Below are 16192 nucleotides of genomic sequence, written 5' to 3' on the forward strand. Positions count from 1 at the left end.
GTACTCAGCCGCTTAGACCTGTTCAATTTGCTTGGAAATCGTACTTAGGTTGCTTGGAAATCGTACTTAGGTTTAAAAATCAAACTCCTCCGCCGCGTCCGCTTCACCGGTAGCGGGTCTGCCGTCGGCGCCGGCCAGGGACAGCAGGCTGTCGCCGGGACGTTGCGCGGCGGCGTCCAGCAGGTGCTGATAGTGCTCCTGCAGGGCGGCGATCTCCTCCGCCGTGAAACGCTCACGGTCATATTCGAAAACAATGCGCACCTGCTCCGGTTGCGCGCTGACGGACAACACCAGATCGTATTTGGCGGAGCCGCGTTGTCCCGGCAGATAGGACACTTCCAGGCCGTCCAGGAAGACCGCCCTGGGCGGCGCGGCGGCCGCCGGCGCATCGCCGTTCTGAAAGTCGAACACCACCTGAAAGATGGGTTGGCGACCCGCCACCCTGGGAGATTGCAGCGAACGCACCAGCAGATCGAAAGGCAGTTCCTGATGCGCCTGCGCCTGCAGGGTTTTGTCCCGCGCCTGAGCCAGCAGGTCCAGAAAGCTGGCGCTGGCGTCGAGACGCAACCGGATCGGCAGTGAGTTGACGAAGAAGCCGATCAGGCTCTCCAGCTCTTGCCGGTTGCGGTTGGCGACCGTGGTTCCCACCACGATGTCGGACTGTCCGCTGAGGCGCTGCAGTAGTGCGGCGAAGGCGGCGAGCATGGTCATGTAAAGGGAGCTGCCCTGCTGGCGATTGAACTCCTGTAGCGCGCTCAGGGTCGACGCCGGCAGATCCTGCACCGCCAGGGCGCACAAGCCTGCGGCCTCGCTGTGAGGGCGACGCGGCAGGCGGATAGCCTCCGGCGCGTCCTGCAGTTCCTGTCGCCAGTAGTCCAGATGCTGTTGCACCCGTTGCGGAGTGAGCAGGCGACGCTGCCAGCAGGCGAAGTCGGCATACTGCAGTTGCATGGGCGGCAGATCGGCGGCGGAGCCGGTGCGTCGGCTGTGATAGAACGCCTGTAACTCGCGCACGAACACGCCGTTGGACCAGCCGTCGAAGATAATGTGGTGCATGGTGGCCAGCAGCACGTGACGTTGCTCCTGCAATTTCACCAGACGGATACGCAACAGGCGGTCGCTCTCCAGATCGAAGGCATAGTTGGCTTCCTGACGCGCCAGTTCGCTGACTTCCGCAACTTTCTCCGGCTCTGGCAGCGCGGACAGATCGAAGAATCGCCAATCCGGCGCGGTGTCGCTGTGGATCTCCTGCACCGGCGCGTCTCCCGCCATATGAAAGCGGGTGCGCAGTATTTCGTGGCGGGCGATGATGTCGCGGAAACTGTCGTGCAGCGCCCGAGCGTCCAGGGGACCATTCAGCTCCATAGCGATGGGCATGTTGTAACCCGCCGCGGCGCCTTCCAGCTGGTGCAGAAACCACAACCGCTCCTGGGCGAAGGAAAGCGGCGGCGCGGCGGGCCGGATCTGGGCGCATAGTCGTTCGCCGTCATCGGCATTGGCGGGAGCGAGCGCCGCCAGTCTTTCCGCCAGCCCGGCGATGCTGGGGTTCTCAAAAACGTCCCGGACCGAGGCGTCCACCCCCAGGCGCGCGCGAATGCGGTTCAGCAGGCGGGTGACCAGCAGACTGTGGCCGCCCAGTTCAAAGAAGTTGGCGTGAATATCAATATGCGGCAGCCCCAGCAGCTCGCTCCACATGTCATGCAGACTGCGCTCCAGGGCGCTGCGGGGCTCCGCCAGCAATTCCGGAACATCGTTCAGGGCGTCCGGGGCGGGCAGGGCGCGGCGGTTGATCTTGCCGCTGACAGTGACCGGCATTTTTTCCAGGGTGAGGATGCGGGCGGGCGCCATATAGTCGGGCAGACGTTTGCGCAGCCAGGCGCGCAGGTCGGCGACGTCGAATCCGGCGCTGTGACGGGGCTCTATATAGGCCAGCAGGCGCATGCCGGCGCCGTCGTCCCGAGCCACCACCGCGGCGGCCTTAACGTCGTCATGGCTGTTCAGCACCGCCTCCACTTCGCCGGGCTCCACCCGGAAACCGCGGATTTTCACCTGCTCGTCAATGCGCCCCAGATACAGGAACTCGCCTTGCGCGGTGCGTCGCGCCAGATCCCCGGTGCGGTATAGACGCTGACTGATCTCGCCATGGGAACTCATGATGGTGGTGGTGATAAAACGCTCCGAGGTGAGGTCGTCGCGTCCGACATAGCCCTGGGCGAGACACACGCCGCCGATGTACAGTTCGCCGGGCGCGCCGGCGGGCGCAGGCTGTCCCAGCTGGTTGAAGATATGCAGTTGTACGCCGCACAGAGGCGCGCCGATGCCAGGCAGGACGGGCCAGCGATCAGGTTGATCCTCCAGCTGCAACGCGCTCACCACATGGGCTTCCGTGGGGCCGTAATGGTTGTGCAGACGGCAATGGGGGCGCTCCCGGAAAAAGCGGCGCACTGGCGCAGTGATCTGCAACTGCTCGCCGGCGGTGACCACATCGCACAACTTGTCGCTGGCGACGGGGCTTCGCTCCGGCTGGTTCTCAGCCATGGTCTCCGCCAGTTGCTGCAAGGCGACGAAGGGTAAAAACAGGCGCTCTACGCCTTGCTCCCGGATAAAGGCCATCAGGGCGCGCGGGTCTTGCCGCAAACTGGGCGGACACAGCACCAGCGAACCGCCGCAGGCCAGGGTGGCGGCGAACTCTTGAAAGCAGACGTCGAAGCCGACGGCGGCGAACTGTAAAGTGCGCGCCGGTGCGCTCAGGCGGGGGTGTTGACGGTGCCAGGCCACCAGGTTGCTCAGTGCGCGCTGCGGCATGGCGACGCCTTTGGGGACGCCGGTGCTGCCGGATGTATACAAAATGTAAGCGATGCAGTCCTGGTCCGGCAGGGGCGGCGGCTCCGCGCGGCGGCGGGACAGATGCGCCCACAATTGCGGCAGCGGCGCGATGGCGCAGGGCGCGTCATGCCAGCCATGCTGCGCATTCGCCGCCACCAGCAGGCGCGGAGCGGCGCTTTCCACCATTTGCCGCACCCGGGTCAGAGGAAACTCCGGGTCGATAGGGGTGTAGGCGACGCCCATTTTCAGCGCCGCATACTTGAGCACAAACAGCTCCGGGCTGCGCGGCAACCAGAGCCCGATGACGTCGCCGGCCCCCACGCCTTGCTCCCGCAACCAGTCAGCGGCCTGATTGGCGAGGCGGGCGAACTCACCGTAGCTGACGTGGGAGTTGAGCCGGGACCATTCCGTCAGCGCGGCGGCCTGTGGGCGCCAGCTTAACGCCTCCAGATCCGGCGTACGTTCGCATTGATCCTGAATCAGGGCGGGCAGCGGCGTCGCCCCCTGGGCCGGCTGGGCGGGAATTTCCGCCGGCGCCGCCAGAGGCAGGCCCAGCACAGGTTCATCCGGACGGTTGACGCAAAGCTCCAGCAGGCTCAGATACACCTCCAGCATGCGCCCGATGCTGGCGCGGTCGAACAAGGTGCGGTTATACACCGCCTCGCCGTGCATCTGGCCTTGAGATTCGGTCAGGGAGAACAGCAGGTCGAAGGCGGCGCGCTGCTGGCGAATCGGAAATGGCGTGATTTCCAGTTCCGGCGTTTCCCGGGTCACGGTGGGCGCGTTCTGCAACACGAACATGACCTGGAACAAGGGGTTGTGATTGAGGGCGCGATCCAGCTCCAGAGACTCCACCACTTTGTTGAAAGGCGGGTCCTGATGCTCATAGGCGTCTAGAGAAACGGTTTTAACTTCCTTGAGTAACTCATTGAAAGTAAAGTTTTCCTTGCTGCGAATGCGTAGCGCCAGGGTGTTTACGAAGAAGCCGATCAGCGGCTCCAGCTCGGGCCGGGTGCGGTTCGCCACCGGCGCGCCGATGACAATGTCGCGTTGACGGCTGTACACCTTCATCAGGGCGGCGAAGGCGGCGCAGCTCACCATGAACAGGCTGGCGCCGGAGGCGTCGGCGAAACGGCGCAACGCCGCAGTGAGGCCGCTGTCGATATGAAAGGGCAAGGTGTCGCCGGCGAAATCCGCCTGCGCCGGGCGCGGACGGTCATGAGGCAGTTCCAGCAGGGGCGGCGCGTCCTCCAGTTGCGTACGCCAGTATTCCAGTTGCCGCTGCGCCTCCGGCCGCTCCAGACGCAAAATCTGCTCGGCGGCGTAGTCGGCGTATTGCAGGGACAGCGGCGGCAGATTGTGCGTCGCGGCGGCGTCCAGAGCCAAAGTCTCCGGGTTGATAGCCTGATAGAACGCCTTCACTTCGTTAAACAGGACGCCAATGGACCAGCCGTCGGAAATGATATGGTGCATAGCCAGCAACATGACATGGCGACGCGGCGCCAGCCGCACCAGCAGAACCCGCAGCAAGGGGCCGCGACTCAGGTCGAAGGGCGTCTGCGCTGCTTCCACGGCTAGCCGTTCCGCCTCCGCTTCCCGTCGATCAGCTGGATGGGACTCCACGCTGGCCTGCAGAAACTCACAGGACAGTTCCGGGTGAATGCGTTGATAGGGCGCGCCATCCGCCCCCAGAGCCTCGTCTTCATGGAAGGTGGTGCGCAGAATCTCATGGCGCGCCGAGGCGCAGGCGAACGCTTCCCGTAAACGGTCCGCGTGCAGCTCGCCATTAATGCGCACGGTCATGTGCAAATTATAGGCGCTGCTGCCTCCGTCGATTTTGCTGAGGAACCACAGACGCATCTGCGCCGGCGCCAGGGAGGCGCTGCGCGCGCCGCCGGTCGGAGCGCGGCGGCCGGCTTTTTCGGCGGGCGTCTCCATCTTCGCGGCGTTGCGTTCACGCACTAACGCGGCCAGTTCCGCCACATTGGGACATTCGAACAGGTTGCGTACCGTCAGGCCGGCGCCGAAGCGCTGGTTGAGGCGGGCGATAATCTGAGTCGCCAGTAGCGAGTGACCGCCCAGCTGGAAGAAATTGTCGCGTACGCCAATGACGTCCTGTTGCAGCACTTCTCCCCATACATCGACCACCGCCTGCTCAAATCCGTTACTGGGCGCCACGTACTCGGTCTCGCGGGCGCTGCGCTGAGGAATCGGCAGCGCTTTGCGGTCGGTCTTGCCGTTGGCGGTCAAGGGGATGGCGTCCAGAGCAATGATCGCTTCGGGAATCATGTAGCCAGGCAGGCGGCGCGCCAGCCGTCGTTTCAGATCATCCGCGTCGATACTGCGCCCGAGCGCGCTCACGACGTAGGCGGCCAGATAGGGGCCGAGGCTGTCGTCCTTGATCACGGACACTACACAGTCTTTAACCAGTTTCTTACCATTATCTCGTAAGCCATTGATACAGGATTCAATTTCTCCCAACTCTATGCGAAATCCCCGCACTTTCACCTGCTGGTCGATACGCCCCAGATACTCCAGTTGATCGTCGCTGTTCACCCGCACCAGATCCCCGGTGCGGTACAGGCGTTCGCTGAGATCGCCGGAAAACGGGTTGGCGATAAAGCGCTGGGCGGTCAGTTCCGGCTTGCCCAGATAGCCCCGCGCCAGACCGCGGCCGCCGATCAATAATTCACCCGCCACGCCGCGAGGAACCAGTTGCAGATTCTCGTCGATGATATGAATCAGGGTATTACTGATGGGGCGTCCGATGTTGGCCTTGCCGCCGGGGCGTCGCAGGGCGCAGGTGGAGTAGGTGGTGTCCTCGGACGGTCCGTAAAGATCATAGACGTGGCGAATGTGGGGCAAGGCGTAGAGCTGCTCCACCAGTTCCTGCTTTAAGGGCTCGCCCGCCAGATTCACCGTGCGCACCTGCGGCGGCACGGCGTTAGCCCGCAACAGCGCCTGAATGGCGGAGGGCACCGTATTGATCAGACTGACTTTGGAATAGGCGTCCAGATCGCCGGCGCGCTCCGCCAGCGCGGTCATGTTGTCCGCCAGATGGACGCGGCCGCCGCTGCACAGGGTGACGAAAATCTCGAACACCGAGAGGTCGAAGCATATGGAAGTAGTGGCCAGCACTTCCTCCAACTCCTCCAGGTGGTATTGGGTCTGCGCCCAGTGAATCAGCGCGCCGACGGAACGATGTTCGATCGCCACGCCTTTGGGCAGACCGGTGGAGCCGGAGGTGTAGATCACATAGGCCAGATTGTCCGCGGCCACAGGACGCTGAGGGTTGCTGTCTTCACAGTCCGCGGTCAGGGTTTCCAGATCGTCCAGCATCAGCGTGACGACGCCCGCTGGCAGACGCCCGCTGGCGGCCTGCTGGGTCAGGGTCAGTCGCGCGCCGCTGTCCTCCAGCATGTAGGCGATGCGTTCCGTGGGATACGCTGGATCGAGCGGCGCATAGCTGGCGCCGGCTTTGAAGACCGCGAGCAGGGCGACCGCCATGTCCAGTGAGCGATCCAGGCAAATGCCGATGCGGTCCTCCAGCGTGATCCCGCGCGCGATCAGCAAATGCGCCAGACGGTTGGCGCGGCGGTTGAGTTCCCCATAGCTGAGCGTCTGACCATTCCGCATGACCGCCGTCAGCTCCGGATGCAGCTCGGCGCGGCGCTCGAACAGCTGGTGAATGCACAGTGTGTCGGGATAGGGCTGCGCCTCCAGGAATAGTCCGCGGCTGAGTTCTTGGTGCTGCTCCCGATCCAGCATGGACAGCCCCATCACCGGGCGCTGCGGTTGATTCAAGGCCGCCTCCAGCAGCGTCAGGTACTGGCGCGCCATGCGTTGCACGGAGTCTTTGTGCAGCAATTGGGAGCGGAACCAGAAGTCCAGATGGAAGCCGTCTGCGTCCTCTTCGCCGTACACCTCCAGATCAAAGCGGATCTGACCGGGCTGCGGCAGGCGCAGCGGCGTCACCTGCACGCCTTCCAGTTCGAAGGCGTCCATGGGCGCGTTCTGCAGCACGAACAACAGCTGGATCAGCGGCGGGAAGCTGAGATCGCGATCCGGCTGCAACGCCTCCACCATGCGCTCAAAAGGGAGGTCCTGATGATTGTAGGCGCTGAGGGCCGTGTGCTTGACCCGGCGCACCAGGTCGCGGAAGTTGGGGTCGTCGGACAGATCGCAACGCAGCGGCAGGGTGTTGACGAAGAAGCCCACCAGGGCCTCCACGTCGGCCTGATTGCGGTTGGCGATGAGACTGCCCACCACCACATCCTGCTGGCCGCTGAGACGGCCGATCAGCACGTTGAAGGCCGCCAGCAGCACCATATACAGGCTGGCCCCGGAGGCGCCGGCGAAATGCCGGGCCTGATGCGCCAGCCGCGCTGGCAGGTCGATGCGCACGCAGTCCGCATCTGGCGACGGCTGCTGAGTGCGCGGACAGTCCAGCGGCAGATTCACCAGCGCCGGCGCGCCCTGCAGTTGTTGACGCCAGAAGTCCAGCTCCTGTTGCAGCAGATCGCCTTGCAGACGCTCCCGCTGCCACACGGCGAAATCCGCATACTGCAATGCCGGCGGCGGCAGTTCGCAGGGACGATGGCGCAGGGCGGCGCGGTACAGCGCCGCCAGTTCCCGTACGATGACCCCCACGGACCAGGCGTCGGCGATGATGTGATGAATGCACAGGTTCAGCCAGCTCAGGCTGTGAGAACGGCTGCTGTCCAGCTCCACCAGGGTGGCGCGCAGCAGCGGCCCCTGGGTGAGATCGAAGGGACGGCGATTCTTCTCCACGAAGTACGCCTGGGCGCGGGCTTTGCGGGCTTCCAGGTCGCTGTCGGCGAACCACACGCGCTCGATGGCGATGTGCAGGGACGGCAGCACCCGTTGCGTCGGCAGGCCGCCGTCGCTGACGAACAGGGTGCGCAGAATCTCGTGGCGGGCGATCAGCGTATCCAGCGCCCGCTGCAGCGCGGCGTGGTCAAGGGGGCCTTCCAACTGCAGGGCGGCGCTGATGTTGTAGGCGACGTTATCCCCCTCGAACTCATGCAGGAACCACAGGCGCTCCTGGGCGAAGGACAGCGGGAATTGATAAATCTGTACGGCGGTGGAAGCTTCGGTCATGGCGGCGTACTTGCTCGTTATTATGTTCTATGGGGTTGTCGTTATGGTTGTCGCTATGGTTGTCGTTATAAATGTTGTTTGTTTTATCCCGGCCTCATTGTCAGGACGACTCCGCGGCGGCGGGGTTCTGGGTCTCCGGATTCTGGATCTCTGAGCGGTGGGCCGCGACGGCGTAGCGGGAGCGGTCGGCGCGACGAATGCCGCTCTCGGGCGCGGACGGCGCGGCGGCGCCTGGCGCATCGATGGCGGCGGCGAGATCCTTGAGCACCGGCTTATCGAACAACAGGGCCAGCGACAGATCCCGACGCAGCCGCCCGCGCAGTTGCGATAGCGCGCGGGTGGCGCTCAGGGAGTGTCCGCCCAATTCCAGGAAGTGATCGTTGCGGCCGATCGGACGATGATCAAGCACCTGACTCCAGATGTCCGCCACCAGCTTCTCCGTGTCGGTCTGCGGAGCTTCGTAAGGCGCCTCCGCGCGCAGTTGCTCCGCTTCGCGGCGGATCGCCTGTCGATCCAGCTTGCCGTTGGCGTTCAACGGCAGGCTGTCCCGCTCCCGCAGAATGGCGGGGGTCATGTAGGCTGGCGCGCGCCGCGCCAGCCATTGGCGAATGTCGTTCAGGTCCAGTGGCGAGTCATCCGCGCTGCGTGGGGTCACAAAGGCCGCCAGCAGCGTGTGTCCGTCCGCGCCCCGTGTCGCCGCCACCGCCGCTGCGCGCACCCGTTCGTGGCGGGACAGCAAGTGTTCGATCTCGGCGGGCTCCACCCGGTGTCCGCGCACGGATAACTGATCGTCGATGCGACCGAGGAAATCCAGATTGCCGTCTTCGCGCCAGCGGCCCTTGTCCCCGGTCAGATACACCCGTTCGCCAGGTCTGAGGGGGTGCGCCACGAAATGCGCGGCGGTGAGGTCGGCGCGTCCCCAGTAGCCTCGCGCCAGGGAAGGCCCGGACAGCGCGATTTCTCCCGCCGCGCCGAGAGGCGCCAGACGCCGTTGACTATCCAGAATCAACACCTCGGCGTTGGCGATGGGTTTGCCGATGGGATAGGGACTGGGCTCCTGCGGCGCCAGATAGCAGGAGGCGGCGCACACGCTGAACTCGGACGGCCCGTAATTATTTGAGACTTTGATGCGGTCGCTGGCGCCGCCGTTGCGAATGCCTTTCAAGGTGTCGCCGCCGGACTGCAGCACGATGTTCTGCAGCAGATGCGGATAGTTAACGCAGGCTTCCTCGCACAAGGCCGGGGGCAGGAAGGAGATATCAATGCGTTGTTCATGCAGGAATTCGCATAAGGGGCCGACATCCCGCCGCAGCGCGTCCGGTGTGATGACGATGGTCGCGCCGGCGCACAGAGACGGCAGCGACTCCCACACGGAGGCGTCGAACGCCGGCGACGCCAGCAGGGTGGTGCGGCTGCCCGCCTGGATATTAAATTGACGGCGGCTCCATTGGATCAGGTTGATCAGGCCCACATGCTCCAGCATGACGCCCTTGGGCTCCCCCGTGGAGCCGGAGGTGAAGATCACGTAGGCCAGACTGCGCAGCCCGCAGGCCCGTTCCGGCGCCTGGGCGCGACGGCTGTGCGGGTCGACGGCGTCCAGATTGAGAAAAGGAATTTGACTGTGTTCGCGCCACAGGGCGGCTTCCGCTGCGTCGCCGATCACCAGCTTGCATTGCGCCTGCTGGAAGGTGCGCAGGCGTCGCTCCGGCGGATAGTCCGGGTCCACGGGAACGAAGGCCGCGCCGGCTTTGCCCGCCGCCAGTTCCGCGATCAACAGGGCGGCGCTGCGGGGCAGGACGACGCCGATGCGGTCCTCCACGCCGACGTCATAGCGCTTCTGCAGCAACGCGGCCAGGGCGTTGACGCGTTCGTCCAGCTCGCGATAGCTGATGCGGCGCGCGCCGTCTTCCACCGCGATGCTGTCCGGGGCTGCGGCGACGGCCTGTTCGAACAGGTCCAGATAACTGTCGCAGGAGGGCAAGGGGGCATCCTCGCCCCGAAAGGCGTGCAGACGGTCCCGTTCGGCGTTATCCAGCAGGTCAATTTGCTGTAACGCTATGGGGCGGATATTTCCCGCCGCGCCCAAGCCCTGGCGCAACAGGCGTTCATAATGTCCGCTCAGGCGTTCGACGAAGGCGCTTTCGAACTGCGCCGGGTTATACAGGTAACGCATGACCAGCGTCGCGCCTTCCGGACCATGCTCCGGCGTGGCGGTGACGCCGAAATCGTAGGGAATGTCTTCGTGCTTGCTGATGCTCTCCACCTGAATGGCGTCGCGGAAAGCCCCATCCGGGTGCGCCGGCGCCGGGTAGTTCTCGAAGGCGAACAGATGGGTGATCAGATCTTTGCCCAGCGGGCAGAGACTTTGGATGTCGCTCAAAGGCAGATACTGGCGCGACTCCGCCTCCAGCAAACGCATTTGCGTGGTCTTGGCCAGTTCGCGCAGGGTGTCGTCGGGACCGATGCGTAAACGCAATGGCAGGGTGTTGATGAAGACCCCCACCATTTCCATGGCGCCGGGAAGCTCCGCCGGACGACCGGACACCAGAGTTCCGAACGCCACGTCGTCGCAGTCGTTGTAGCGAGCCAGCAGCGCGCCCCAGGCGGCTTGCAGAAGCGCTCCCGGAGTCAGCCCCCAGTCCGCCGCGGCCTGCCGCACGCGCTCGCTGAGGGGGGCGGGCAGCGTGTGGGTGAGCGTACGTTTGCCGGCGCTGGCGGGCGCGAGGGTCTGTTGCCGTGGGATCTGGGCGGCCTGGTGGGAATCTTGCAATTGCGCGCGCCAATAGTCCCTGGCCCGGATCTGGTCCTGGCGCTCCAGCCATTGGATGTAACGGCTGTAGGGCGGCGGCGCGGGCAGGTCCACAGGGCGGCCTTCGCGCAGCGCGTCATAGATCAGGGTGAAATCCCGCAGCAGCAGGCCCAGGCACCAGCCGTCCATGAGGATGTGGTGCAGGCTCCACAGCAGGGCGAAACGGTCGTCGCTTAATTGCAGCAGACGCATGCGCATCAGCGGCTCCCGCTGTAGATCGAAGCTGCGCTGGCGGTCTTCCGTCTGCGCCTGCCGGATCAGTTCCTCCTGAAAATCCGGGGACGCCTCGCGTAAATCGTTGTAATGGAATTCGCCGACCCGTTGATGCAGCACCGCCTGCAGGGGGCGGGACACTTTTTCGGCGATGAACTGGACGCGCAGAATGTCGTGGCGCTGGAACAGCCGCTCCCAGGCCTGCTCCAGCAGATCCACCCGCAGCGCGCCGCGCAGCCGGTACAGCGCCTGTTCGTGATACACCGGCGCGTCGGGATGCAGCAGACTTTGATAGAGCATGCCTTCCTGCATGGGGGATAAGGGATACAGGTCCTTTAGATTTTCCTTTTTGATCATGAAATGATTCCTTCCAGCTCATCCAGGCTGATATCAGAATAGGTCAAATCCGAGGGGGTGACGGTCGTGTCCGCGCATCCCAGGCAGTGTTCAGCCAAGTGGGCCAGTTGCCCGCTCCAGCGGGTCAGCAGGGCGTCGGCGTCCAGCAGAGGCCGCGCCCGGTCGATGCAAAGTTGCAGGCGCAGGCGTCCGCCCAGAGCCATGGCGCTGATCTCCAGGGCGCAGGGACGCGGCGCGTCAGGATGCACGCAATCGCCGCTGGGTTCGTCGCTGAAACTCAGGCTGGCGTCAGCGAGAGGGGCGTCGAGTTGTCCCAGGTAATTGAAACTGATCTGCGGCTGCAGGTTGAAACGCAGCGCGGATCTGGCGGCGGCGTCGCCGAACTCCTGTAATAAGGCGTAGCCCGCGCCCTTGCGGGGAACGCGGCGCAGGCTCTCCTTCACCGACTTGATCTGATAAGCCAGGTTCCGGTCGGCGGGCAATGTCAGCGACAGCGGCCACAGGCTGGTGAACCAGCCGACGCAGCGGGACAGGTCGAGATTCGTCTCCAGCAGGTCGCGCCCGTGACTCTCCATCAACAGGCGCAGATTGACCTCGGTGTTGTCCGGCTGCGCCATGGCCCGGGCCAGGGCGGTGATCAGCAGGTCTTCCGGCGTGGTGTTGTAGGCGTGATTGGCGGCGCTCAGCAGCGCCTGGGTCAGCTCCGCGTCCAGCTCACGCGTCAGGGTCAGGGCGTCGCCGTAGCGACAGGGCTCGGCGTCGGCGGCGTCGAGGCTTTGGGTTTCCTCCTGCGCCGCCCAATAGGGAATGTCCGCCTGCAGTTCGCGACCGCCGCCGAAGCGGGCCAGTTGCGTCGCCCAGTGGGTGAATGCGGGCGCTTCCGGTAAGCGCACGGTCTGTCCGTCGCAAGCCTGGGCGTAACCTTGCAGCAGGTCATCCAGCAGAATGCGCCATGACACGCCGTCCACCGCCAGATGGTGCGCCGTCAGCAGCAGTCGGTCGCCGTCCGGGTGGCGCAACAGCGCGGCGGCGAACAGGCGTCCGTTTTCCGGGTCCATCGATGCGTGCAGCTGTTCGCCATGGTGGAGCAATGCAGAGGGGAGGTCTTTGCTGTCCCTGAGATCGATTTCCCGTAGTCGCGCCCCCGGTGAATCCTCCAGTGGCATGGCCTCCTGCATCCAGCGGTTGTCGTCATCCCGCAAGAAGCGCAGACGCAGCGATTCATGGGTGGCGTAAATCCCGTCCAGCGCCGCCTGTAGCGCAGAAGTGGACAAGGGTTGCTCGCTGCGCAGCAGAAGCGCGTGATTGAAGCGGCGCGGATTTTCGCCATGATCCCGGAAAAAGCGACTCTGCGCCGGCGTGAGGGGAACCGGCCCGGTCAGGGCCGCCCAATCCTGATCCTGGCGTTGCGCCACGGGTGCGACCCAGGGCGACAGCGCCGCGATGGTGGGATTGGCGAACAGGTCTTTGATGGCCATTTTCCAGCCTTCCCGATGCAGCCGGGAGGCCAGTTGGATGGCTTTGATGGAGTCGCCCCCCAGGGCGAAATAGTTGTCGTTCACGCCGACCTGATCCCGTCCCAGGATGTCGCCCCACAGTCGCGCCAATAGCGTTTCCAGAGGGCTTTGCGGAGCGCTGAAGACGGTGGTCACGCCAAGGCGCTCGCCTCGTCCCAGCGACGCCAGCGCCTTGCGATCCAGCTTGCCGCTGACGCTCAGGGGCAGCGCGTCCAGGGTCACATAGCCGCTGGGAATCATGTAGTCCGGCAAACGCTTTTGCAAGAATTCTCTTAAAGTATCTGCGCTAATATCCTGTTTTAAAACAATATAAGCGAACAGCTCCGCGTTGGCGATCCCGCTTCCAGAGGCGGGGGAGACCAGCAACGCCGCCGCCTGCTCCACGTCAGGATGGCTGCGCAGATGAGACTCCACGTCCCCTAATTCGATACGATGGCCGCGCACTTTCACCTGATCGTCCATGCGTCCCAGGAACTCCAGTGCGCCGTCCAGGGTCCAGCGACCGAGGTCGCCGGTCTTGTAGAAGCGAACCGCACCGGAAGCGGAACAGGGAGAAGAGAGGAAGACGAACTTCTCTCCGTTCAGCTCCGGTCGGTTCAAATAACCACGGCTGACCCCCGCGCCAGCCAGAACGATTTCACCCGGAACCCCCGCGGGGACCGGCGCGCCATGGCGGTCCAGCACCCAGGCGCGGGTGTTGCGCAGGGGCTGGCCGATGGGAACGTATGGCGATGGCGGCGGGCGCTTGCTGTCGACCGTGTAGGCGGTGGCGTCCACGCAACACTCGGTCGGTCCATACACGTTGATCAGGCGCACGGCGGGCAGCGCCTCGCCAAAAGCCTGCGCTAATGCGCTGGGCAGGGGTTCGCCGCCCACCAGCAGGGTGTCCAGCGCCAGTTCGTCGCTGCGCCGCGCCAGCTCCGGCAACCACAGCGCCAGCAGAGTGGGCGTACAGTCGCTGAGGGTAATGCGCTGCTGAATGAACAGGTCGGTGAGGCGGGCGGCGTCCTGCCGCGTATCCTGATCCACCACCAACAGGCGGTGTCCGTGCAGCAAGACGGGAAACAACTGCTGTACGCTGGCGTCGAACACGGCGTTGGCCAACAGCGCCACATTGATGGGGCGGCTGTAGCGGCGGTAGGCGATATCCCAGAGTGCGTCGTTCAGGTTGACCACGCTGCGATGCTCAATGGCCACGCCCTTGGGGACGCCGGTGGAGCCGGAGGTGTAGATCACATAGGCGAGCTGGTCCGGACGCAGCATCCGTTGCAGCTCCAGTTCCGGCGCGGCTTCCAGATGCTGGGCCGCATCCGGCAGCGCAAGGATGCGCACGGGCGCGCCGGCGTCGATGTCCCGCAGCGCCGCCAACGTGGCGTTGTCCGCTACGATGACGCGCAAGCCGCTGTCGACGATTTGCTGGCGCAGGCGCGCTTCCGGCTGCGCGATGTCCAGAGGCAGATAGGCGCCGCCGGCGCTGAGTATTCCCAATATCCCCACCGCCAGGTTGACGGAACGGCCGGTGCAGAGGCCGACAGGCTCGTCGTCGGAGACGTTCTGTTCAGCCAGACGGCGCGCGAGTCGGTTGGCGGCTTCGCGCAGGGCTTCATAACTCAGTTGCGCGTCGCTGTCGCTGACCGCGATGCGTTGAGGCGAGGCCTGGGCCTGACGCAGGAAACGGTCAATCAGGGTGTCGCTGTCCGGCCGCCAGGATAGCCCCTCGCAAACGTCCCGCAGCAGCTCCAGACTGGCTTCGGAAAGCAGGGGGATGGCGGCGATCTTAACCTCGATATTGCTGCAGAAAGATTCGATAATGGTTTGAAATATAAGTGGAATGGATTCCACGTAAGCGGGTTCGTAGCGGCTGCGGTTGTAGATCAGTTTGCCTTGCAGGCGCTCCCCGGGCATGAATTGCAGGTCGAAGTCGTAGTGGGTTTTTTCGAAGCTGAACACGTCCTCCACGGCGAAACCCAGGTCGGTCTGTTCTGTGGCCTGTTTCACCATCGCATCCACCGGGTAGTTCTCCACCGCCATCACCAGATTGAACAGTCCCTGGTCTTGCCCAGCGAAACCGGCGGCGGCCTGAATTTTGGCCAGGGGATAGTAGTGATGGGGGGCGGACGCCAGATGGCGCTGCTGCAGCGTCTGCGCCAGTTGTAACAGGCTGCGCCCGGGATCGACGCGAATCCGGCAGGGGACGGTGTTGATGAACGGCCCCACCATGTTCTCCACGCCCGCCAGATCCGCCGGCCGTCCGGACACCACGGTTCCGAAGGCCACGTCTTCCTGATCGCAGCAGCGCGCCAGCAGGGTAGCCACGGTGGCCTGCAATAAGGCGTTGAGGGTAATCCCATGTTGCGCGCACAGGTTTTGCAGGCGCTCGGTCTGGCCCCGGCTCAATTGAAAGCTCAGTTCGGCGTTTTCCGGCCGGGAATCGGGGCGGTATCTGCGAAACGGCGGCTCCGTCGGTTCCGTGAAGCCTTCCATGTAGGTTCGCCAGTAGTCCGCCGAGGCGGCTTGATCCTGAGCCGCCAGCCAGCGCACATAGCGGCTGAACGGCGGCGCCGGCGCGACGTTGAGCTGCGCCTCGGCGTCTTCGCCTTTACGCAGGCTGCGATAGGTGGCGAGCAGCTCGCTCAACAGCAGTCCGTAGGACCATCCGTCCAGCAGGATGTGATGGTGGCTCCAGACCACTTCCCACAGATCGTCCTCCAGACGCAGCAGGCTGATGCGCCACAACGGCCCCAGGCTCAGGTCGAAGCCCTGGCGGCGTTCGTTGTCGCGATAGTGGCGGCAGTAGGCGTCAGCGCGCAGGGAGTCAATGTGGCGCAGGTCCTGGCGTTCGAAGCTGGGCGCAAGCTGATGCAGCACGATCTGCAGGGGCTGGTCGCTTTGCTGGTGGGAAAACAGGGTGCGCAGTAGATCATGACGCTGCGCCAGCAGACGCCAGGCTTGCTCAAAGGCGTCAGCGTCCAGCTCACCGCGCAGCCGCCAGGCGGTCTGTTGGAAATAGGCGCTGGATTCGGGCTCCAGCAGCGCGTGAAACAGCATGCCTTCCTGCACTGGCGTCAGGGGATAGATATTCTTGATGTCCTTTTTGGTAACTGTCATGGTCCTTGTCCGATTCTTGTTGTTCAGGGACTTCTGGATCTGACGTCCCGCAGCGGCTCTGACTTTGGGCCCGCTGCGGGACGTTTTTCCGCACGTCTTCCCATACGGGCGGAACGGGTTATCAATCAGGCGGACAAATAGCGTCCTTCTCTTTGTCCGCCACGACAGGGCCTGCGCATGTCAGGCCCTGTCTCCCGCGGCTAGCCGCGCAGGCGCATTCATGCGCCTGATTACTAACATG

Annotated in this window: 3 protein-coding genes; all 3 read right to left on the bottom strand. The window is 64.3% G+C overall.

Translation table 11 applies throughout. The features are described from left to right. Positions 1–72: 72 nt before the first annotated feature. Positions 73–7947, bottom strand: a complete 7875-nt coding sequence (locus HCH_RS13340) for a non-ribosomal peptide synthetase (protein WP_011396799.1) — start codon at positions 7945–7947, stop codon at positions 73–75. A gap of 100 nt (positions 7948–8047) precedes the next feature. Then, entirely contained in the window at positions 8048–11326 is a 3279-nt protein-coding gene (locus tag HCH_RS13345; protein ID WP_011396800.1) for a non-ribosomal peptide synthetase, read from the bottom strand. After that, positions 11323–15951 carry a non-ribosomal peptide synthetase gene (locus HCH_RS13350; RefSeq protein ID WP_011396801.1) on the bottom strand — a complete coding sequence of 1543 codons (4629 nt, stop codon included), beginning with the start codon at positions 15949–15951 and terminating at the stop codon, positions 11323–11325. The genes HCH_RS13345 and HCH_RS13350 overlap by 4 nt, the downstream gene beginning before the upstream one ends. Positions 15952–16192: the final 241 nt, after the last annotated feature.

It is taken from the genome of Hahella chejuensis KCTC 2396, assembly GCF_000012985.1.
In the GTDB taxonomy this organism is placed as follows: Bacteria; Pseudomonadota; Gammaproteobacteria; order Pseudomonadales; family Oleiphilaceae; genus Hahella; species Hahella chejuensis.

What these genes read in the sequence shown, in the direction of transcription:
- HCH_RS13350 (WP_011396801.1), bottom strand. Translation starts at nt 15,951, where the DNA reads ATGACAGTTACCAAAAAGGACATCAAGAATATCTATCCCCTGACGCCA.
- HCH_RS13345 (WP_011396800.1), bottom strand. Translation starts at nt 11,326, where the DNA reads ATGATCAAAAAGGAAAATCTAAAGGACCTGTATCCCTTATCCCCCATG.
- HCH_RS13340 (WP_011396799.1), bottom strand. Translation starts at nt 7,947, where the DNA reads ATGACCGAAGCTTCCACCGCCGTACAGATTTATCAATTCCCGCTGTCC.